The organism is Rhizobium sp. C104 (assembly GCF_022354505.1).
Taxonomy (GTDB): domain Bacteria; phylum Pseudomonadota; class Alphaproteobacteria; order Rhizobiales; family Rhizobiaceae; genus Rhizobium; species Rhizobium redzepovicii.
The window spans coordinates 672,920-694,700 of the sequence record NZ_CP092352.1; the positions used below are offsets into that span (position 1 = coordinate 672,920).

The 21,781-nt window shown below is 61.2% G+C and carries 16 protein-coding genes and 3 pseudogenes; 3 read left to right on the forward strand and 16 right to left on the reverse strand.

Features of this window, described 5'->3' with window-relative positions; all coding sequences use genetic code 11:
- Positions 1-2 precede the first annotated feature (2 nt).
- From MF410_RS31305 to MF410_RS31320, 4 genes and pseudogenes are all read right to left on the reverse strand, one after another.
- Positions 3-977 (reverse strand): ABC transporter permease, encoded by a 975-nt coding sequence (locus tag MF410_RS31305; RefSeq protein WP_239620846.1) that lies wholly within the window; start codon positions 975-977, stop codon positions 3-5.
- A gap of 128 nt (positions 978-1,105) precedes the next feature.
- Positions 1,106-2,716 carry a gamma-glutamyltransferase gene (ggt, locus tag MF410_RS31310; RefSeq protein WP_239620847.1) on the reverse strand — a complete coding sequence of 537 codons (1,611 nt, stop codon included), beginning with the start codon at positions 2,714-2,716 and terminating at the stop codon, positions 1,106-1,108.
- Complete coding sequence (locus MF410_RS31315) at positions 2,713-3,567, reverse strand: alpha/beta hydrolase (protein WP_183854249.1); 855 nt, start codon at positions 3,565-3,567, stop codon at positions 2,713-2,715. The genes ggt and MF410_RS31315 overlap by 4 nt, the downstream gene beginning before the upstream one ends.
- A 147-nt stretch (positions 3,568-3,714) precedes the next feature.
- Positions 3,715-5,288, reverse strand: a pseudogene (locus tag MF410_RS31320) (ABC transporter substrate-binding protein).
- Positions 5,289-5,480: 192 nt separating this feature from the next.
- Between MF410_RS31320 and MF410_RS31325 the strand changes: the two are divergent.
- Positions 5,481-6,245: an IclR family transcriptional regulator gene (locus MF410_RS31325; RefSeq protein WP_239620848.1), complete on the forward strand. Its 765-nt coding sequence runs from the start codon at positions 5,481-5,483 to the stop codon at positions 6,243-6,245.
- 47 nt (positions 6,246-6,292) lie between these two features.
- Here MF410_RS31325 and MF410_RS31330 read toward each other — a convergent pair whose 3' ends face one another.
- The 8 genes and pseudogenes from MF410_RS31330 to MF410_RS31365 all read right to left on the reverse strand — a co-directional run bounded on the left by MF410_RS31330 (position 6,293) and on the right by MF410_RS31365 (position 14,529).
- Entirely contained in the window at positions 6,293-7,228 is a 936-nt protein-coding gene (locus MF410_RS31330) for a dihydrodipicolinate synthase family protein (RefSeq protein ID WP_239620849.1), read from the reverse strand.
- A 134-nt stretch (positions 7,229-7,362) separates the two neighbouring features.
- A complete protein-coding gene (locus tag MF410_RS31335; protein WP_239620851.1) occupies positions 7,363-8,316 on the reverse strand; it encodes an oligopeptide/dipeptide ABC transporter ATP-binding protein in 954 nt (317 codons plus the stop codon).
- A complete protein-coding gene (locus MF410_RS31340; protein ID WP_239620853.1) occupies positions 8,317-9,333 on the reverse strand; it encodes an ABC transporter ATP-binding protein in 1,017 nt (338 codons plus the stop codon). It abuts the gene before it with no gap.
- An 8-nt stretch (positions 9,334-9,341) separates the two neighbouring features.
- Positions 9,342-10,258: pseudogene (locus MF410_RS31345) on the reverse strand (dihydrodipicolinate synthase family protein).
- A 23-nt stretch (positions 10,259-10,281) separates the two neighbouring features.
- Positions 10,282-11,160 (reverse strand): ABC transporter permease, encoded by an 879-nt coding sequence (locus MF410_RS31350; protein WP_183781557.1) that lies wholly within the window; start codon positions 11,158-11,160, stop codon positions 10,282-10,284.
- 2 nt (positions 11,161-11,162) lie between these two features.
- On the reverse strand, positions 11,163-12,122 hold the full coding sequence (locus MF410_RS31355) for an ABC transporter permease (RefSeq protein ID WP_097624287.1): 960 nt from the start codon (positions 12,120-12,122) through the stop codon (positions 11,163-11,165).
- A gap of 81 nt (positions 12,123-12,203) precedes the next feature.
- Positions 12,204-13,802 carry an ABC transporter substrate-binding protein gene (locus MF410_RS31360; RefSeq protein WP_239620854.1) on the reverse strand — a complete coding sequence of 533 codons (1,599 nt, stop codon included), beginning with the start codon at positions 13,800-13,802 and terminating at the stop codon, positions 12,204-12,206.
- On the reverse strand, positions 13,786-14,529 hold the full coding sequence (locus MF410_RS31365; RefSeq protein WP_239620855.1) for a FadR/GntR family transcriptional regulator: 744 nt from the start codon (positions 14,527-14,529) through the stop codon (positions 13,786-13,788). The genes MF410_RS31360 and MF410_RS31365 overlap by 17 nt, the downstream gene beginning before the upstream one ends.
- A 346-nt stretch (positions 14,530-14,875) precedes the next feature.
- On the opposite strand from MF410_RS31365, the gene MF410_RS31370 reads away from it, so the two are divergent.
- Complete coding sequence (locus MF410_RS31370; RefSeq protein WP_239620856.1) at positions 14,876-17,050, forward strand: TonB-dependent siderophore receptor; 2,175 nt, start codon at positions 14,876-14,878, stop codon at positions 17,048-17,050.
- Here MF410_RS31370 and MF410_RS31375 read toward each other — a convergent pair.
- Both MF410_RS31375 and MF410_RS31380 read right to left on the reverse strand, forming a co-directional pair.
- Positions 17,034-17,195 (reverse strand): hypothetical protein, encoded by a 162-nt coding sequence (locus tag MF410_RS31375; protein ID WP_179867065.1) that lies wholly within the window; start codon positions 17,193-17,195, stop codon positions 17,034-17,036. The genes MF410_RS31370 and MF410_RS31375 overlap by 17 nt on opposite strands.
- Positions 17,196-17,230: 35 nt before the next feature.
- Positions 17,231-18,148 carry an AraC family transcriptional regulator gene (locus tag MF410_RS31380; RefSeq protein WP_097624291.1) on the reverse strand — a complete coding sequence of 306 codons (918 nt, stop codon included), beginning with the start codon at positions 18,146-18,148 and terminating at the stop codon, positions 17,231-17,233.
- A 95-nt stretch (positions 18,149-18,243) separates the two neighbouring features.
- Here MF410_RS31380 and MF410_RS31385 point away from each other — a divergent pair.
- Positions 18,244-18,994 (forward strand): annotated as a pseudogene (locus MF410_RS31385) (SDR family oxidoreductase).
- Between the two features lie 66 nt (positions 18,995-19,060).
- Here the strand turns inward: MF410_RS31385 and fhuB are convergent.
- A complete protein-coding gene (fhuB, locus tag MF410_RS31390) occupies positions 19,061-21,028 on the reverse strand; it encodes a Fe(3+)-hydroxamate ABC transporter permease FhuB (RefSeq protein WP_222148698.1) in 1,968 nt (655 codons plus the stop codon).
- Complete coding sequence (locus tag MF410_RS31395) at positions 21,025-21,723, reverse strand: ABC transporter substrate-binding protein (RefSeq protein WP_239620857.1); 699 nt, start codon at positions 21,721-21,723, stop codon at positions 21,025-21,027. The genes fhuB and MF410_RS31395 overlap by 4 nt, the downstream gene beginning before the upstream one ends.
- Between the last annotated feature and the right edge of the window lie 58 nt (positions 21,724-21,781).

Here is a 21,781-nt window from a genome sequence, read left to right on the forward strand (position 1 = left end):
GGTCAAGCCTTTCCTTCCAGCTGGACCCGCGGATCCAGAAGGGTATAGCAGATGTCGATGATGAAGTTGAGGACGACGAAGAGCAGCACCATCATCATCAGGTAGGCGACGATGACGGGGCGATCGAGAAGGTTGATCGAGTCGATGATCAGCTTGCCCATGCCCGGCCACGCAAAGATGCTTTCGGTGACGACCGAAAAGGCGATGAGCGAGCCGAACTCGAGACCGATAATCGTCACCACCGGGATCATCAGGTTCTTGAGAACGTGCACGGAAATGATCCGCCGCTCTCGCAATCCCTTGGCGCGGGCAAACTTCACATAGTCCTGGGGAAGGACCTCCTGCACGCCGGCACGGGTCAGCCGAAGAATGAGCGACGTCTTGAACAGAGCCAGGTTGAAGGCCGGCAATAAAAGGTGCCGGATGCCGTCTGCCGTCAGAAACGACCATTGCGCGCCGAGCAGTTCCTGCGTCGGGCCGCGGCCATTCGTCGGCAACCAGCCGAGCTCGACGGAAAACACCATGATCAGCATCAGACCGACCCAGAAGGTCGGAAGCGAGAAGCCCAGAATCGAGCCGCTCATGATCAGCTTGGAGGAGATCCGATTAGGGTAGAGCCCTGCATACAGCCCAAGCGGCAAGCCGAACAGCAGTGCAATGACAAGAGCCGTGATCGCCAGTTCGAGCGTCGCCGGGAGACGTTCAAGGATCAGACCCAGCGCCGGCCGCCCATAAACGAAGCTGTTGCCGAAGTCCCCGTGCAGAAGCCCTTGGAGAAACAGCAGATACTGTTTCCACAGCGGCTGATCCAGACCGTAATGCGCGATGACGAGTGCCCGCTCCGCCTGATTGGCGTCCGGGTTGATGAGGATGTCGACCGGGTTGCCGATCACATTGACGCCGATGAAGACAATGATCGTCATCGCGACAATGACGAACAGCGCCTGTATCAACCGCCTGATAATGGATGTGACCATTGAACCTCTCCCTACATCGCCGCGCGTCTTTTCGAGAGCAGCAAAGGACGCTGTAACACTTTGAATCGACGTCTTTGTTTTACGCACGTCGTTGTCGCAATACCGCCGCGCACTTTTGCGCGACATGCTTAGCCGACGGAGATCGCCATCCCATCGCGTTGCGGATCGGCCGCACCTTTCGAGATGCCGCCGTCGATCTTGATCGCGTGGACTGCGGCGAACGCATATGTCTGCGGCGACCGCGCCACCTGGTAGCCCTGCGCCCGCAGATCGTCTTCGACAGAGTGTCGAATGCGATTGCAGATGTCGATCGTGTTTGACACCCCTACGATCCTCGGCGCCGAGACGGCTTCGAGCACGGACATGTCGAAATCGATCATGTTCATCAGGCATTGCGCAACGGCGGGCGCGATATAGCTGCCGCCTGGCGCTCCGATGACGATGCTGGGCTCGTCGCCCTTGAAGACGATCGTCGGTGCCGCCGAGCTGGGACGCCGCTTGCCGGGCGCGATGGAGCCGGGCTTGCCCGGAAGCGGATTAAAGCGGCTCATCGTGCCATTGTACATGAAGCCGAGGCCGTCAGTGATCGCGCCCGAGGGACTGCCGAGGGTGTGGGTCATCGCGACGGCATTGCCGTCCTTGTCGATCACCGAGATGTGGGTGGTGTCGCGCTGCGACCTATCAAGACGCGAAACACTGGCGATCTCGCGGGCCTTGATCGCGCCGGCATGCGCCTTTGCATGCTCTTTCGACAGCAGCTTCTCATAGGGCACGTCGACATAGACTGGATCGCCCATATGCGCGTCCTTGTCGATCGTCATCCGCTTCATGGCTTCGAACAGGATGCGGACATGATCGGCGCTGCCATGCTGCAGCGAGCCGACGTCGAACTGCTCCATGATATGCAGGAGTTCCAGCATCGGGAAGCCTGAGCCTGGCGGAGGTGAGGTGGCGATGCGGTTGTCGCGGTAGTCGCCCCAAACCGGCTCTACCTTCGACAATTCGTAACGCGCCAGATCCTCCCGATCGATCAAGCCGCCATTTGCCTTGAAATCGTTGGCGATCTGCTCGGCCAGTTCGCCATGATAGAAGATGTCCGAGCCGCCGCTTCGCGCGATGCGTTCGAGGGTCTCTGCCATGTCCTTGTTGACGAGCAGGTCGCCGACATTCTTCAGCGTACCGTCGTCGTGGAAATAGACTTTCCGGCCCGTTTCAGAAAAGCGCAGCTTGTCGAGCGTGTTGGCAAAACCGTCATTCGACTGGTCCTTGGCCCAATACCAGTGCATGTGGTTTCGGATCATGAAACCGTCACGGGCAAGGCGGATAGCCGGCTTGATGAGATCGGCCCAATCGAAGGTGCCATAGTCGCGCAGCGCGGTCTCATAGCCCTTGAGCGAGCCGGGGGTGCAGACGGCAAGATAGCCGATATCGGAAATATTGCCTTCAAGCACATAGCCGAAACCGTCGCGGCTCTGGTGCTTGATCTTGTCGAGCCACATGTCCGGCGCGGCCTTCAACGGCGCGCGCGCATAAAATTCGAGGACCTCGTGTACGCCCTTTTTCGGCATGTAGACATGCATGGAGCCGAAGCCGCCGATGCCAGCCATCTGCGGGTCGACCACACCTTGGACGAAGGCACAGGCGAGTGCTGCGTCGATGGCATTGCCGCCGCGTTCGAGAACTTCCGCACCGGCTTCGACTGCCTCCGGCTGAGGCGCTACGATCGTTGCATTTCTCATTTCGCGCGACGCTCCTCGAGCACCTTTGCCAGGAAGGCTTTGACGTGGCCCAGAACTTTCATCCGGTCGTGAGAGACGCCTGGAACACGATCGAACGTCACATCGACACCCGCTTCGCGGAATGAACTCGCCAGGGCGGCGAGGCGCTCCGGCCGCGTCTTGCCGGCGTCGTTTGCGCCATCCATGTAGTATTTGCCGCCCGGCTTGTGGGTGATTTCCCAGGTCTCCAGATCGGCATCGCCGACGATCATATGCACCGGAACCTTGGCGAGATCTTCGAGCCGGAAGGACTTGCCGAAGCGCGCCTCCAGATCCCGAATGCCGACCCACCAGTCACGCGTCGGATCCAGAAGGGTGACGGAACCAGGTGCGCCGATGGATGCCGCCCAGAGCTTTTCCGGATGCAGGATTGCGAAACGGTGCACGAAATGCCCGCCGCCGGAGAAGCCGAACATGGCGAATTTTGACCAGTCCTGGCGGTATTTGTCGGCCATCTCCTCAACCATGGCGAGGACGACCTGATCGTAGCGGATGTCGCCTTCCTCAAGGAACTTGTAGCCGGAACGCGCACCGTCACCGAGAACGCCGACCGGGAATATCGGGCAAAGGATGGCACAGTCGTTGTAGAGCCCGAATTCGGCAAAACCGTCGCGGAAGTCGATGGCCGACGTGCGCCCGGTGCCGTGGACCGCGACCAGGAGGTCGAGCTTGCGGCCGTCTGCCGCCGTCGGTGGCACATAAAGCACCATATGGAGGCGGGGATCGGCCTGAGAGGCGAAGATGGCCGTCTGGCCATAGTCATAGATGGCCTTCGCCCGGGCGACGGCTTCGCCCGTTCCAAGTTCCTGCATGAATGTCTCCTGGGAGATGAAGAAAGGGACGGCCCTGGTGCGACCCCATGCTGCTGTTTTAAACCGCGTCGCATCGAATGGATCGACGCGACGCACTTCAAATCTTTATTTGTCCCAAAACTGCGGCACGCTTTTGGACGGCATGCATTAGTCCGCCGGCTTCACGTCGTAAGCAAGCGTATATTTGTCGCCGCGCGGGGTGTAGGACACGGTCTTCTTTGCGCCCAGCACGACGTTTTCGTAGTGCATCGGCAGGAGCCAGAGGTTGTTGAAGGTCTCGGTCGACAGTTCCTCGAGAAGGGGCGCGCGTTGGGCTTCATCGAGCGTCGAACTGGCCTTGGCCAGCACCTCGTCGATCTTCGGATCGGACACGCCGCCGCCATTATATCTGCCGGTCCCTTTTTCTCGTCGCGCGTGGCGACCAGCGCAACAGTCGGATTGGTGGTTTCGCCGGTGTTCACACCCCAGGAGCCGAAATAGGTGCTGTAGGTGCCTTTTGAATAGGCTTCCGAATACATCGACCAGGGCAGCACCTCGACTTTCGATTTGATGCCGATGCGCGTGAACATCTGGCCGACCGCCTGCAGAACTTCGGCGTCCTTGACGTAACGGCCAGAGGGGCCATGCAGGGTCAGGCTGAAGCCATCGGGATAACCGGCCTCGGCCAGAAGCGCCTTGGCGGCGGCGGGATCATAACCCACCTTCTCGACTTTTTCGGAATAGCCCGCATAGCCTTGGGCGACGAACTGGTCGGCCACCGTGCCGTTCTTCTGCATGACGCGGTCGACGATTGCCGGCCGGTTGATCGACATCAGCATTGCGCGACGCACCCGTTCATCCTTGAGCGGGTTCTTGTCGAGATCGGAGCTATCCGCAGCCTTCACGAAAGGCGAAACATCGCGGCTGACATCGAGGCCAAGATAAACGAAGCGGGAAGACAGGCCGTTGATGACTTGCAGATTATCGCTCGCTTCCACGCGTGCCATTCCATCGGCAGGAAGGGTTTCGACAATGTCGATCTCGTCGGAAAGAAGCGATGCCAGACGGGCGCCGTCATCGGGCAGGAAGCGCAGCGTGACGTTCGACCAGTGCGAGGGGCCAGCGAAATAGCTGTCATTGCGCTTCAAGGTCAGGTTGCTGCCTGGCGAATAGGAGACGAAGGAATAGGCCCCGGTTCCGATTGCACACTTGCCGTTGTCGAAATCCTGGACTGGCGCCTCCTTGCAATCGGCGCTGATAATGCGAATTCGGCTGACGGAATTCAGCAGGATCGGATCCGGAACCTTTGTCTCGACGACGATGGTATAGGGATCGGTGGCCGTGACATTGACAATATTGCGGGTGTAGGAAGCAAAGCTCTGGCTGGGCTTGTCGCGGGCACGCAGAAGCGAAGCAATGACGTCATCGGCGTTGAACTCGCTGCCGTCATGGAATTTCACGCCCTTCCGCAGCTTGAATTCCCAGTGGGTGGGGTCGACGACCTTCCATTCGGTGGCGAGTTCCGGCGCATTTGCCGACGTTCCCGTGAGGTTTATGAGGCTGTCCCAGATATGGCGGGAGGTCGCATTGTTTGGCGCCGAACTGTCTTCATGGGGATCCAGCGTCGTCGGCGTCGTCGACATCCCGATTGTCAGCGGGGCTTCCTGTGCGACGACCATTGCAGGAATAGCAATCGTTCCAAGCAGCCCGATCGCTGCCCGCGTCAACGTTTTTGCGGTCATTTCTTCCATCCCGGTTTAGCGTTTTTGGGCCGACCTTGTTGGTCGGTGCGAGCAGGTTCCCGTCCACTCTTGACACAAATTGGTAAGGGGGCCTCAAGGGGGCTGTCAAACGGAAAACAAGCGCGTTACGATGGTCGTAACCTGAAATTTTGCCATTCTTTCAGCCCTGGTCGCGGAGAAAATTCTGATCCTATGGACAAAAGACAATCATCAAAAAGCGATATCGTGCAATCTGTTGACGTCTGCATCGAGGTATTGCTGAATGTCGCCAAAAACCCAGATATCAGACTGACCGAGGTGGCGCAGAACCTCGGGGAAACCAGGCCGAGAATTTTGCGCATGTTACGCACACTGGAACGTCGCGGCCTGGTGCGGAAGAGCGAGACAGGCACTTACCGGCTGGGGACGACTGCGATCATTCTCGGGACCGCTGCATCGACACAGGTTGATCTGGTGCGAATAGCCAATCCTATCCTTGAAGAAGTCGGTCAGAAGGCGAACGAAACGACCCAGCTCAGGATCATCGACAATGGGGAATCCCTGTGCATTGCAAAGTTCGAACCGATGCGCGACTTGCGGGTGCAGGCGATGATCGGTCGAAGACGGCCGCTCACGGCGGGGTCGTACAAGGTGCTTCTCGCCTATCTCCAGCCCCAGGTGCAGTTGCAAATGATCCCCGAGACTTTACCGCGGCTGACCAAGCGCACGATCACGGATCGTGGCAAGCTGGTTGCTGAATTGGATAAAATCCGCCGCCAGGGATTTTGTGTGAGTTATGGTGAAGTCAGCGAGCAACTCGTCTCCGTCTCGGTGCCGGTTCTGGCATTCGATGGATCCGTGATCGCCGCGGTGAATGTCGGCGCCCCGGCCTTTCGCACGCAAAAAAGCGATGTCGACCGCTTCATCGTTCTGCTGAAGGAGGCCTCCAGCAAGATATCGGCCCGCCTGGGATGGTAGAGCTTTTCGTTCCGCGCCATATCGGAAAGCCCCTTCTTTAAGCAAACTCAGAGGAAAAGATCGGGAAGTTCGGAGCGGGCGATGTGTCGCAACCTGACCGCTTCTTCCGTGTCTATCGAACGGTAAGGAAAACGCAGACGGGTGCCTACGGGTCCCCAATTGCCGATGCAGCTCAAAAGCTTGTCAAGAGCAGCGTTCGAATAGCCGAATTGCTGGCGAAAGGGGACGATATGGGTGTCCATGAACATGCAGATGCGTCGTTCCAGATCGAGGGCGGCGTCGAGTTCGTTTCGCATCGACACCGTCCAGGCCTGAGCACCGCGCGGACTAAGACAGGCCACATTGGAAAAGGAGCCGGCAGCGATCCCTTCCTTGATGCCGGTGGCGAGATGATGGCCGGGGACGAAGAGCGAAATCCCGGATAGATGCCGGCGTGCTTCGGCATACCAGGAAGCGTCTCCATCGGCGAGCTTGATGCCGATAAGCTCAGGCACTGCCGCGCAGAGCATGCTCAGCTCTTTTGGCGCCAGCACCCGTTTTGCATGCGGCGGATTGTAGAGGATGAGCGCAATTCCGCCGGCCGCCTCGGCGGCTCGTTTCAGGAAGTCGACCGCCTCGGCATCGGTGAGCGGCCACCAGTCAGGCAATATGACCTGAATGGCGCGGGGATCGAGTACCGCGGCGCGACGGAGGCGATCGAGCATGATCCGCGGGTCGGGCTGGCAGGCGCCGATCACGAATGGTGTGGAGGAAGCCTTGCAGCGTTCGGCCAGCATCGCCTGGATCCTGTCGAATTCCTCCTCCGTCTGATTGTGGAATTCGCCGGCGGTGCCGTTCGAATAGATGCCGTCGACGCCGGCATCGATGAGTATGTCGATCTCTTCGCCGAGCTTATCGAATTCGATGCTGTCGTCGGCTGCGATCGGCAGAAGCAGGCTCGCCCAGTTTCCGCCGATGGCCGGATGTGGCGTCTTCGCGTTCATCTGTTTTCCCCAGAACAGGATGGTTTTAGGCCAGGTTGGTCTAAGATCTGAATCCTGTTCTAAATTAGAGAGTTAGAGCATGATTTCGCCCGAAAACCGCTCACACTTTTCGGCATCATGCTGTAGATGACGGATCAGTTGAGGTCGTCGCGGATGCAGGCCTTGAAATGGCCGGGCGCGATTTCCCGCAATGGCGGAACGGCGGCGGCACAGGCATCGAGCGCACTCGGACAGCGCGTGCGAAAGACGCATCCGCTCGGCGGATCGGCCGGGCTTGGAATATCGCCTTTCAGGATCTGCCTGTCACGGCGGGCATCCGGATCGGGTGAAGGGATCGCCGAGAGAAGCGCGCGCGTATAAGGATGCTGCGGTCTCGCATAGAGATCGGCACTCGGCGCGATCTCCATGATGCGGCCGAGATAGAGCACGATCACCCGGTCGCAAATATATTCGACGACGGCGAGGTCATGCGAGATGAACAGCATGGTAAGCCCAAGCCGCTGCTGCAACTCGCGCAAGAGGTTGATCACCTGCGCCTGGATCGAGACGTCGAGGGCCGAGACCGGCTCGTCGGCGACGATGAATTCCGGCGACAAGGTCAATGCCCGGGCGATGCCGATGCGCTGGCGCTGGCCGCCGGAAAATTCATGCGCGTAGCGATGGATCGCATCGGCAGGCAGATCGACCTGGGCCAACGCGGCTTGCGCTCGTTCAAGCCTGTCGCGTGTCGATCCGATCCCCTGGATCTTCAGGCCCTCCGTCAGGATCTCGCCGATCGTCATGCGCGGCGACAAACTGGCGAAAGGGTCCTGGAAAATATACTGCATGCGCGGCCGTTGCCGCCTCAACGCCGAGGCGGAAAGTCCGGTGAGCTCCTGCCCGTCGAAGCGGACACTGCCTGAGGAAGGTTCGACCAGCCGAAGGACGGAACGCCCGATCGTGGTCTTTCCGCTGCCGGATTCGCCGACAAGCCCGACGACCTCCCCCTTGCCGATGTCGAAGGAGATGCCCTCGAGAATGTTCAGCCGCGTGCCGCGGGACGTATAATGTTTCGAGAGGTCGCGGACGGAGAGCAACGGTGCGCTCATCTAGATCTCCTGCCATCTGATGCAGCGGCTGCGGTGTTGCGGATTGACCTGTTCGAGTACCGGAATCGCGGCGCGACAGGCATCGATGGCGAATTTGCAGCGCGGGGAAAAGGCGCAGCCGCTCGGCATGTTCATCAGGCTCGGGACCATGCCGGGAATGGCAGAGAGTTTTTCGCCCGCCTGTTTCATCCGCGATGCGTCGCCGAGGCGCGGCATGGAGGCAAGAAGGCCCATCGTGTAGGGGTGCTTCGGATTGCGGAAAACCTCGCCGACTGGCCCTTCTTCGACAATCCTTCCGGCATACATCACCGCGACGCGATGGGCGATTTCGGCGACCACGCCGAGATTGTGGGTGACGAAGAGCATGGCCATGCCGCGCTCGCGCTGCAGCTTGAGCAGCAGATCGAGGATTTGCGCCTGGATCGTCACGTCGAGCGCCGTGGTCGGCTCATCGGCGATCAGCAGCGCCGGATCGCAGGCGAGCGCCATGGCGATGGTGGCGCGCTGGCGCATGCCGCCCGACAATTCGTGCGGGTATTGGCCGGCACGGCGCCGGGCATCCGGTATGCCGACGCTTTCCAGCAAGGCGACGGCTGCGTTCATTGCCGTCTTCCGGTTCGCGCCGCGATGGATGCGGATCGGCTCGGCGATCTGGTCGCCGATCGTGAAAACGGGATTGAGGCTCGACATCGGCTCCTGGAACACCATGCCGATCTCGTCGCCCCTGATCCTGCGCATGCTCTCTTCATCAAGCGAAACAAGATCCCGGACCGTGCCGCTTCTCGTCGTCAATCGGATGCTGCCGGCGGCGATCACACCGATGTTGCGCGTCAGCAGCCGCATGACCGACAGGCTGGTGACGGACTTGCCGGAGCCGGATTCGCCGACGAGCGCCAGCGTCTCGCCGGCGGCGACGGTCAGGTCTATATCATTGACCGCCGCGATCTCGCCGCCGCGGATGCGGAAGATCGTTCGCAATCCCCTGATGTCGAGCACCGGTTCGGTCGCCTGTTCCATCGGCCGGCTCAGTTCAACAGGCCGGTTGCGCGCAGTATCTCGTCGATCCGTGCGGTTTCCGCATCGTTGAGGGAGGCGCGCGGTCGCGGCATGACGGCGCTGTCGATGATGCCGAGGCTTTGCATGGCGGTCTTGAACGCGCCGATGCCCGCTGCGCCGCCGCTGACGCGGCCCTGGGCGACCCAGACGATTTCGAACAGGCGGCAGAGCCGCTCCTGCTCTTTCCTGGCTGCGGCCCAGTCGCCGCGCTGCGCGGCGTCCCAGAGCCTGACATAGCCGTGCGGATCGACATTGGCGATGCCGGGAACGACGCCGTGGGCGCCCATCAGCAGGGCGGTGTCGACGACGATCTCGGAGCCGGTCATCAGGAAGACGTCCTTGTGCTCGGCGAGATCGAGGAGCGCATAACGAAAGTTGCCGTCGTCGCCGCTGGAATCCTTGAGGCCGATGATGGCGCCTTCCCTGGCGAGCGTGACCACGGTCTGGCGCTGCAGCTTGACGTGAACGCAGACCGGAATGTCGTAGGCGATCAGCGGAACGTCCACCGCATCTCTGACATAACGGAAATGATCGAGGATCTCGGACTGGCTGGTGACCGTATAGAACGGGGCGGTCACGACCACAGCGTCGGCGCCGGCGGCCTTTGCGACCTTCGAATGGGCGATGACCCGATCGGTGGTCGGATCGATGACGCCGACGATCAGCGGCACGCGGCCATTCACCACCTTGGCGGAATGCTCGATGATTTCGCGGCGGGTCTTTTCGTCATGGAAGATGACTTCGCTGGTCGAGCCGAGCACGAATACGCCGTGGCAGCGGGCATCGATCAGATGTTCGAGTACCCTGGTATAGGAGAGGTAGTCGACGGTGAGATCCGGATTGAGCGGCGTTACGACGGGGGGACGACACCCTTGAATTTTGTCATTTTCGCTTCTTTCGATTGTCAGTTCAGTTCAATTCGGTACGCGGGTCGAAGGCATCTCTGAGGCCATCGCCGATGAAGTTGATCGCAAGCACGGCAAGGATCAGCGCGCCGCCGGGAAAGAGCCATTGCCACGGATATTGTTCGAGCACGGCGGTCGAGCGGGCCGCGTTCAGCATGTTGCCCCAGCTAGCCGCCGGCGGCGCGATGCCGAGACCGAGGAAGGAGAGGCCCGCCTCGAGCAGGATGGCATTGGCGATTTGCAGCGTCGCGTAGACCACGAGGATATCGATCGAGTTCGGCAGGCCGTGGCGGAAGAGCAGATGTCCGATGCCGGCGCCCATGCCGCGAGCGGCCAGGACGAAGTCGCGCTCGCGCAATTCCAGCAGCCGGGAGCGGATCATCCGGGCCAGCAGCGGCCAGGAGAGCAGTGAGATGACCAGCACCGTCGGCCAGATTCCCGTGCCGGCGATCGAAGCGAGCACGAGCAGGAAGATGACGGGCGGCAGGGTCATCACCAGATCGATGAAGCGCATCGAGACGGCGTCCGCCCACCGGCCCGCAAGTGCCGAGATCGCTCCAAACAGAAAACCGATGACCGCCGAAAGCGCGGTCGATGCGATGGCGACCAGCAGCGAGATCCGGCCGCCTTCGAGCACACGCGCGAAGACATCGCGGCCGACGCCGTCGGTTCCGAACCAGTGGGTGGCCGTCGGGCCGCTATTCATCGCCAGAAGATCGATGTCATTCGGCTGGAAAGCCCACCAGAGCGGATAGGAGAGGATCAACAGCAGCATCGGAACGGCCATGCAGATGCCGGCAACCGCTGCGCGGTTGAGCAGGAAACGGCTGGAGGCGCGGGCAAGCGGCCCCGGGCTGCGGCGTTGGGGGGCGCGTGCCAGCATGATCAGCCCACCTTGATGCGCGGGTCGACGACCGCATAGGTGATGTCGGTCAGAAGGTTGACTGTGATAACGCAGGCGCCGATGATCAGCGTCGCGCCCATGATGACGGGGTAGTCGCGCGTCTGTACGGCATCGACGAGCAAAAGACCCATGCCGGGCCAATTGAAAACGCTCTCGATGAAGATGGCGCCGCCGATCGCAAGCCCGATGGTGGAGCCGATCAGGGTGACGATGGGAAGAAGCGCATTGCGCAACGCGTGCTTGCTGATGACCCAGAACTCGCGAACGCCCTTGGCGCGGGCCGTGCGCACGTAATCCTGGTTCAGGACTTCGAGCAGCGACGCGCGCATGTAGCGCATGATCAATGCGCCTTGAGCAACGGACAGAAGAGCGGCCGGCAGGATCAGATGGTGAAGGAGATCACCGAGCGAGAATTCTTCGCCCGGCGTCAGCATGCCGCCCGACGGCATCCAGTGCAGGCGGACGGAGAAGATATAGAGGCCGATCAGCGCGCTGAGGAATGCAGGGCTCGAAATGCCGGCAAGCGCTGTCACCGACAAGGAGAGATCGGCAAGCGAATTGCGGCGGACGGCGCCGATCACCCCGCAGGCGATGCCGGCTATGATGGCGAAGGCAAGTGCGGTGCCCATCAACAGCACCGTCGGCCCGATCCGCGACAGTACCAGACCAAGAACTGGCTGGTCGAGACGCTTGATCGAATAACCGAGATTGCCCGCCAGTGCCTGCTGCAGCCAGCCCAGATACTGGACGGGCAAGGGCTGGTCGAGCCCGAGGCGTCGGCGCAGATCGGCAAGATCCGACGGCGACATCGGCAGGTTCGGATCGATATAGGCATCGATCGGATCGCCGGGTGTCAGGCGCAGCAGCAGGAAGATCAGCATGCTCAGGGCGACGAGCATGCCTGTTCCTATGATCAGGCGTCTAAGACTGTATCGGAGCATCGTCAATCCGTCTGTCGGGCCGTCTTGTTGGGCCGTCCTGTCAGGGTGGCCGAAGCCACCCTTGAGCCTTTGCGGAAACCGTTATTCGGCCATCGACCATTTCTGCGGGTCGGCCTGGTAGGGGCCGCCGCCCGGCGCCGGCGTCCAGACAAAATCCTTCGCCTTGGTCGAGACGATGCCGTAACGGTTTGCCACCCAGAGCGTCGCCCAGGGCAGGTTGGTGTTCATCACCCTGCAGACGTCCTGGTAGGCCGCATCTCGCTTGGCGCTGTCGGGCTCGGCAAGCGCGCTATCCAGCGCCTTGGTGAGATCGGGCATACGCACTCTGGCGACATTCGGTCCTGCCGGAGGGATTTGTTTCTCGTTGAGGCCGACATTGATGCTTCCGGCATCAGGCCCGTTCTGCAGCCCGGCGTAAACCATTTGGAACTGGGCAATATCCGGCGTCGCATTGAGCACGATGCTATTATAGGTCGGCGCATCGACGGCGCGCGGCACGATGTTGATACCGACCTGGGCAAGCATCGCCTGGACTGCGGCAAGGACGTTGGTGGCAAGCGGCGTGGTGTAATAGGTCAGAAGCGTGATCGGCTTGCCGCCGTTGATCTGATCCCAGCCGGCTTCCTTAAGCAGTTGCTTGGCCTTCTCGGGATCGTAGGCGTAGCTGTCGATGCCTTGGGGTATCAGCTGTTCGGCGACATAAGCGCAGTTGGCCGGTTTGGCCGCGCCGCCATAGAGGCTCTGGATGATGGCATCGCGATTGATCGCATACATCACCGCCTGGCGGATGCGCAGATCCTTCCAGATCGGGGAATCGTGGTTGAAGCCCAGATAGTTGACCACGAAAGAGTTGCCTTCGATGACCTTGAAGTCCTTGTTGTCCTTGAAGGTCGGCACGTCGTTGGAATCGACATAGGTGAACTGGATTTCGCCGGATCTCAGCGCCGCGATCGCTGCGGCCGGGTTGGCGAAATAGCGATTGATGACGCGCTCCAGTGCCGGTTTGCCACCGCGATAATCGGTGTTTGCGGCAAGCTCGACATACTGATCCGAGACGTATTTGGTGAATTTGAAGGGACCGGTGCCGATCGGCGCGGTGGACCACCAGGTGTTCTTTGCCAACTGGTCGGCCGGTATGGCGGCGAGCGCATGCTCGGGCAGCATCATCACCTTGGTCATCGTGTCGAGAAAACTGCTGCTGGGTGCGCTAAGCTTGATGACGACGGTGTGATCGTCCGGCGTCTCGACGGACGATATGCCCTTCAGCCGGGCCGCGAGCACCGAGCCGGTTTTCGCATCCGTCGCAAGGCCCAGGGTGAATTTCGCATCCTTGGCGGTAAAGGGCTTGCCATCATGCCATTTGGCGTCGGCGAGCTTGAACGTGTAGGTCAGCTGGTCTGGGCTGACCTCGTAGGCGTTCGCCAGCGCGCCGACGACTTTCTGCAACTTCTCGTCATAGGTGATCAGCGGTTCGTAATAGATGCTGAGCCAGGTGAAGCCGGCGGTCGCCGCCAGCGGATTGAAGTTGCCCTGGAAGCCTCCCGGACCGACATCGAAGCCGCCGGACAGGGTGGCGGCCTCAGCCTGAATCGCGGCGCCCGAAACGACAAGAGCCGGAATGGCTGTTGTCGACAGCAGGGCGCCAAGCGCGACAGCGGATAATCTAGACAGTCTTTTCATGCGTTCCTCCCATGTTTGCACTTGTCTTGTTATTGGCGATCACCCGGGCAATTCCCTCGTAATGGCGATCCAGGCGCCGGCGCGCCTCCTCCAGATCCTTTGCCTCGATCGCATCGACGATCGCGGCGTGATCGCGCCACGTCGCCATCGGATCGGTATTTTCGAGGTTGACGAAATCCGACGCCTTGTAGAAGGCGAGCCAGAAGACATCGATCAGCCGTACGAGCGTCTCGTTGTCCTGGCAGCGAAACAGCAGCCGGTGGAACAGCTGGTCGTCTGCCGCAAAGGTTTCGCCGCGCTCGGCATGGGCGCGCATTCGATCGACGGTGGCGCGCAGTTCGCCGATGTCCTCCTCGCCGATCACATCGATCGTCTTGCCGATCAGTCCCACCTCCAGCGTGCGCCGGATTTCGAGCACCTCCTCGATCTGCCGCAGGGCGCCGCCGAGGCCGTAGGCGAGGTTGTCGAGAAGCGGCTCGAAGGAAAACGCCTTCACGAAAATGCCGACGCCGCGCCGTGTCTCCAGCACGCCGAGCGATTCCAGCGCCTTGATGCCCTCCCTCAGCGAATTGCGGCTGACGCCGAGCTGGGTGGCAAGCTCGCCTTCCGCCGGAAGCAGGGTTCCGGGCGCCAGCCCATTGTCGTCGATATAGGCGCGCAGACTTTCCTGCACCGAGACATGCAGCAGGGGTGCGCGCGTCAGCGGCTTCATCGATTTAAATGTCATGCCGGGTCGCTTTCTCGCTTCGTCGATAAGATGCGCACTACATATATACTTGTAGGATATCTGTCAATTGGTCAGGCTGATCGAGGTGAGACGGATGCCGGCGTTGCAGCGGGCGAGGCTTCTGAAAACATTGTCCCGGGAAAGTAACTTCCGCTTCGATGTCTCGATTGGGCGGTTGAAACACAAGCCAGGGTGCGGTCTGCGCCCAGTGATCTGCACAACCTCTTCGGGAATGGCGAAAGCCGTAATTTCGTCGATTAAAAGGTGACGAAAATAATCATCTTATGTTGACAAGAGGCCCCCCGCTCCATAGGTTCCGCCCGCATCCGTGAGGTAGGGACCAAGAATGGCGCGTGTTTTTTTGAACGTTTCTAATATTGTATCGCAAGTTTACAGAAATAGCCTGTTTGCCACGACAGCTTTGGTTGCGATCAGTATTGCAGCCTCGCCGGCTGCCGCCCAGAGCGCGGCGACAGGTGACACCGCGACGGCACTGGAGCCGATCGTTATTCAAGGTGCAGCCTCTGATAGCAAGACGGACCGGACGTCGGTTACGGCCAAGAACAGCTCGGGCGCGACCAAGATCAGCACGCCGCTCGTCGAGACGCCGCGTTCCATCTCGGTCACCACCGAGAAGGAAATCGAGCAGCGCGGCGCCCAAAGCATCATCGAGGCTGTGCGCTATACGGCCGGCGTGACGACCGGGCCGAACGGCTTCGATCCGCGCTTCGATCAGATCTACATTCGCGGCTTCAACATCACGACAGTCGGGGACTTTCGTGACAGCCTGCGCCAGCCCTATATCAATTATGGCATGTTCCGCACCGATCCCTATCAGCTCCAGCGCGTCGAGGTGATCAAGGGACCGGTTTCCGTTCTCTACGGTGCGGGATCGCCGGGCGGCCTCGTCAACAAGATATCGAAGCTCCCGACCGAGGAGCCGATCCGCGAGGTTGGCATTACCTACGGCACCAAGGATCGGGTGCAGGGGATGTTCGATTTCGGCGGGCCGATCAGCGAAGGCAACGACGATTTCCTCTATCGCATCGTCGGCCTCGCTCGTCGTGGCGATACCAATTTCGACATTGCCGACGACCGCTATTTCCTGGCGCCGTCGTTTACCTGGAAGCCTGACGAGGGCACGACTTTCACGGTGTACGGCCTGGCGCAATCGGACGAGACCGACTCCAACGTCGGTGCGATCACGACCTTCGACGGCAAGATCCACGAGCTCAGGGCGAGCGATCCCGACTACGACTACCAGAAGGTCAAGCAGCAGCAGGTCGGCTATCAGTTCGAACACGAATTCGACAATGGCCTGACCTTCCGGCAGAACCTGCGTTATTCGCATCTCGACCTGGAGGCCCGCTATCTCGGCGTGACCAGCTGGACCGGGACTGTCGCGCATCGCGGCACGAATGCGATCCGCGACGAAATGAACGTTTTCCAGGTCGACAACCAGCTTGAAGCGAAGTTCGACACGGGCCCGTTGGCTCATACGATTCTGTTCGGGCTCGACTACACCAATCTCCAGTCGAGCTTTGGCTACGGGGCCGGTGCTGCTGATCCGGCGTTCGACTTCGATATCGCCAATCCGACCTATGGTGTCTCGGGCGCCACGCCGGACTATAGCATCTTGGCTTCCGATGCCGACCTGCGGCAGCTCGGCATTTACGCCATGGATCAGATCGAGGTCGGGAATTGGCGCTTCAACCTCGGTGGCCGGCAGACCTGGGTGAACCAGACGCGGGATGCGACCTTGCCCGCGGTCAGCTCGGAGGAGGTCGACAAGAACGCCTTCTCCTGGCAAGCCGGTGCCCTCTACCTCTTCGATAACGGCATTGCTCCCTTCGTCTCCTACGCCACATCGTTCGATCCGGTGACCAACCGTTCGACCTCAGGCAAGATCCTGGCGCCGACAGAGGGTGAACAGTACGAGCTCGGCGTGAAATACCAGCCGCCGGGCTCCGACATCCTCCTGTCGGCCGTTGCCTATCACATCGTCGAAAAGAACAAGCCGGTGCTGGTCGATCCGCTGTTGTTTGCCTATGGATCGATCGGTGAAGTGACCGGGAAGGGCATCGAACTCGAAGCCCGCGCGGCGGTAGCCGATGGCTGGGATCTTATTGCGGCCTACACTTATAACCAGTCAGAAGTGACGGGAGGCGGTGAAAACGAGGGCAATACGCCAGCCTTGACACCCTCGCACGTCGCGAGCCTCTGGGCCAATTATACGTTCCAGGAAACCAACCCGTTCCATGGCCTGTCTGTCGGCGCGGGCGTTCGTTATGTCAGCGAGAACTGGACGGACACAGCCAATACGTCGAAGAACCCCTCGAGCTTCTACATCGACGCATCCACCTCATATGATTTCGGCGCGGTCGACAAGAAATACGAAGGCCTGACGGCGGCCTTCAATATCCGCAACATCGCCGACGAACGGGACACCGTCTGCAACGAGGGCTTCTGCTATCTTGGCCAGGGCCGCAACATGACGGGGACGCTTAAGTATCGGTGGTAAGGTAGGGCTGCAGAGCCGAATAGGGCGTCTCGGCGCGCCTTCGATTGTCGATCATCTTGTCGCCCACCAGGCCGTCGACCTTGACGGCCTGGTGGGTGATCAGGCTCTCGAAAGAGCCAAGCAGCGATTTGAGCGGCCGGAGCACCGCAAAAATCGACAAACAATCGGCGGTCAACCGAGCTATGCGGCGGCGTTCGCGAGGGTCCGTGCCTGCTCGGCATATCTCGAGGGCGGCAATCCGACGAAGCGGGTAAAGGCCGTGCTGAACGCACTTGCGGAGCCATAGCCGATGCGCAGCGCTATCTCCTGAATTCCGATCCCGTCCTGCCTCAGCAGATTTTTGGCGAGCGCCATGCGCCACGATATGAGATATTCCATTGGCGCCAGGCCCATAGCGTGCCGAAAGCGAGTGAAAAACGCCGACCGCGACAGGGCCGCCTCATCGGCAAGCTGTTCCACCGTCCATTCCCTGGCTGGGTCTTCATGCAGTCGACGGATGGCCAGGGCCAGACGTGCATCCTTGAGGCCTCGCAGAATTCCGCGAGGCGTCTCCTCCCCGACATCCGACCGCAACGCCTCGACAAGCAGGACTTCCAACAGCCGCGCAAGGATCATGTTCTTTCCCGGCCGCTCAGCACGGGCCTCGTCGGTAACGAGATGAACGATCGCCGACAGCCTGTTATCGCCGCTGATATGGATGATTTGCGGCAGCAGGGAGACCAGCAACGCCGCATCAGGCGAGCCGAAAGAGAAATGGCCGACGAGCAATCGTGCATTCGCTGCACCCTCGGGGTCACCGTGGCGGGTTTCGTCCGGGAGCATTGTCACGGTGAGGGGATCGATCCCGGGCGACAACTCAGCGCCCAGACTCGACATCGTGAAGCAATGAGCCGCCGGGATCAGTACGAAGTCGCCTTCCCGCAGAATAATCCGATCGTCCTCTGCGCTGAGCTGTGAGGCACCCTCCAGGACCACGCAGTAGAATGGCTGGCCAGTCTCCTGGCGATCCACGCGCCACATCCCTGCGCCGCTGACCACCTTTGAATACCGCGCAGCTGGCTGCAGCAGCGTGACGATGTCCGCCAAAGGGTCGCTCATCGATACTCCGGATAATGTAATATGGACGATGCATGATATACAGTATCGATACCGCCGTCTACATCTACGGCCGTCAGCATAGACAGGAGACACATATGAAGACCGTTCTCATCACCGGCTGCTCATCAGGTTTCGGGCTGGAAATTGCCAGCTTCTTTCTCGCGCAGGGCTGGAAAGTGGTTGCCACCATGCGAACGCCGCACCAAGACCTTCTGCCGCCGTCGCAAAATCTCAAGATCCTCGCGCTGGATGTTACGAGCCCTGAAAGCATACATGCTGCGCTTGACGCCGCCGGTCCTGTGGGCGTGCTGGTAAACAACGCCGGCATCGGCTGGCTCAACGCGGTTGAAGGGACGTCGATGGAGACTGCCCGCGATCTTTTCGAGACGAATACGCTCGGAACCATTGCGATGACGCAGGCGGTTTTGCCGCAGATGCGGGAGCGGCAGGAAGGGGTCATCGTCAACGTCACCTCAAGCGTAACCCTTAAGCCGCTTCCGCTCCTCTCGGTCTATACGGCCAGCAAAGCCGCGGTGAACGCTTTTACCGAGTTCCGCCACGCTCGAGCTTGAGGCCTTCAACGTGCGTGTGAGGATCGTCCTTCCCGGACGCGCGCCGCAGACGCGGTTCGGCGATACGGCGCGCTCGCGGCTTCAGAAACAGGGCGGTTTCCCCGAAGCCTATTCATCGGTCGTTGCCGGCGTATTCGCGTCGTGGGAGAAGCAGTCTGAATCGGCCCTGACACAACCCGGCGACGTTGCCGAGGCGGTATGGCGCGCTGCGACCGATCCTTCCTCTCCATTGCGCATTCCCGCAGGCGCCGATGCCGAGGCATTGGCGAGCTAATACCGTCAGGCCATCCTGCTGGAGCCTTATCGGTGCAGGCTGGTGCTGCGGACGGCGGTCAGTTTCTCACGACCGCCGGCGCAGAACGATCAGCAGCATCGGGGCTCCCACAAGGGCCGAGATCAATCCGGCGGGGATCTGATAGGGAAAAGCGATCATGCGCCCCGTCCAGTCGGCGAGGACGAGAAGGGCCGCCCCAATGAGGGCGGCGGCCAGGAGCTGGGCGGCGGGCCGGCGAAGGCCGAGCCCGTGGGCAAGGTGCGGCGCCATCAGGCCGACGAAACTCAATGGGCCGACGACGAGCGTCGCCGCCGCAGTCATGATCCCCGAGAGACCGAATAGCACCGCACGTGCGGGAACGATCCTGAGGCCGAGTTCGCTTGCCGTCTCGGTTCCAAGCTGCAGCAGGGCGAGCCAGCGGCTGGTGAGAAAGGCTACGGCCAGGCAGCCGAGCGCAATGAGAAGGGCGCTTGCCGCCACCGCATTGTCGACGAAATAGGTCGAGCCCGCCATCCAGCGGATGAGCGCCAGGCCGCGCGGATCGCCGCTTGCGGCAAGGACGCCGATCCCGGCATCGAGTATCGCGCCGAGGGCGATTCCCGCCAGCAGCACACGGTTCGGGCCGAAGCCGGAATGCGCACTCAGGAGGAAGATCAGGGTCAGCACAACAAGGGCGCCGCCGCCGGCAAAGGCTAGCTGGATCGTTAGGCCAGGTGCCGCAAAGGCGAACATGGCCGCCGCAACGCCGAGCGTCGCCCCCGCCGATACGCCGAGCACCTCGGGGCTTGCCATTTCGTTTCCGGTCAGCCGCTGCAGAATGAGGCCCGTCACGCCGAGCACGGTTCCGGCGCCGAACGCGGCGGCGACCCGCGGCAGCCGAAGGGGAAGGATTCCGTCCCACGCGGCGGTTGGCAGCCATGTCCAGGCGCCGTCGGGTGCGCGGCCGAAGAAGATCGCGGCAGTCGCCAATGCGATGACCAGGACGAGCAGAGCAGCGAAGGATGCCGTTTGGTTGTTGATTGCATGTTGTGGTGACGCCACGCCGGGCAGCGCGCGTGAGGCTGTGGCAAGGCGTGGGAGAAGAGCGATCAGGATCGGGCCGCCAAGCAATGCCGTCACCGCCCCCGTCGGCACGAAGTCGCCTGGAGCAACAAGCTTGATCGCCTGATCCGTCAGGAGCAGAAGGCCGGCGCCTGTAATGGGAGACCAGATCAGCTGGCTGAGGATGCGCCTGGCGCCGGCAAGCCGCACGATCTGCGGAGCGACCAGCCCGATGAAGCCGATGACGCCAACGGCGCTGGTGACGAGGGCGCTGAGCGCAATGGCAATCGCCAGCATGAAACCGCGGGCCCATTTGATCGGCAGACCGAGGCTCGTTGCGCCGGCATCGCCGATCTGGCTCAGCGTCAACGGTCTTGTGGCCAGAAGGGCAAGCGCGGTGAGCAGCGCCACCTTCGGCAGCAACGATGTCGGAATCACCCAGCTTTGCTGCGACAGCGATCCGGCGCCCCAGATGAAGATCCCGGAAAGATACTGATCGTTCATCAGCACCAGGATGGCCGCCGCCGCCCCGCACCAGAGGCCGACGATCATACCGGACAGGATGAGGGAAAAGGGCGAGAAGCCATGCCGGGCGCTGATCGAAAAGATGGCGAAGGCGGCTGCGGCACTTCCGGCAAGCGCGACCGCGTCCCGGCCCCATCCCGCCAGTGAGGGAACTGCGAGCATGACGGACACCAACGCCAGATTGGCGCCGGTGGAAATACCGAGCGTCGTCGGCGAGGCCAGCGGATTGCGCAGCACCTGTTGCAGGATCGCGCCGGAGAGTGCGAGTGCTGCGCCGGCGATCAGGGCTGTCGCCATGCGCGGCAGTGTCGAATAGAGGAGAAGAAGACGCTCGGCATCATAGCCGTCGGTCGCCGCCTTGAGATGAGGCAGCGCCGTCCAAACCTCCAGCACGGCAAGGGCCAACCCGGAAAAGAGCAGGAGGCCCGCAAGTGCGGGCGCCCCGAAGGGAGAAAATCTGGCCTTCATCTGGCTGAGATCTCCAGCGTATCGACGACCAGGGTCGAAAACCGCAGCGCCTCCTGCACCATTCCGAACATCAGAACGCCTGGAATGACCGAGATCCGCTGCCGCCTGACGAAGGGAAGGCTGGTCCAGAGCGGGCTGTCGGAAAGCTGCATCAGGGCGTCGGGTGGAAGCAGCGGCGAAACGATCATGAGATGCGCTTCCCGGTCGAGTTCGGCGAGCTGTTCCAGGCCGATCGTTTGAAATCCCCAGTAACTGGCCTCGCCTTTCCAGGCATTCTCAAGGCCGATGCGCTTCATGGCGCCACTGAAAAGCCCGGGGCCGCCGTAGATGCGCGCATGCCTGTTGTCGATGAAATTGATGACGGCAACGGGGGGCGCAGACAGGTTTTTCGTCTGGTCGCGTAACCGATCGAAGGTGGCATCGGCATGGGATAGAAATGCCTTTGCTTCCTGTGCCCGTCCGATCATCGTGCCGAGCCGTAGCGTTTCGGCGTAGGAACAGTCGAGTGCCTCGTTGTGCTCGGCATAAATGGTGAACCTCTCCACCGGCGCGATCCGCGACAGTTTATCGTCCAGTGCCGCAAGGAAAGGGGTGCTCAGAATGAGCGACGGCCGGATGCTGGTGAGGACTTCGAGATTGATCTCCGACGTGGTGCCGAGATCGACGACGCCGGCCGGCATCGTCGGCGTGACCACCCATTCCCCCAGTTTCTCAAGGAAACGACGGCACGCGGCGCCTCGCCGAGCGCAAGCA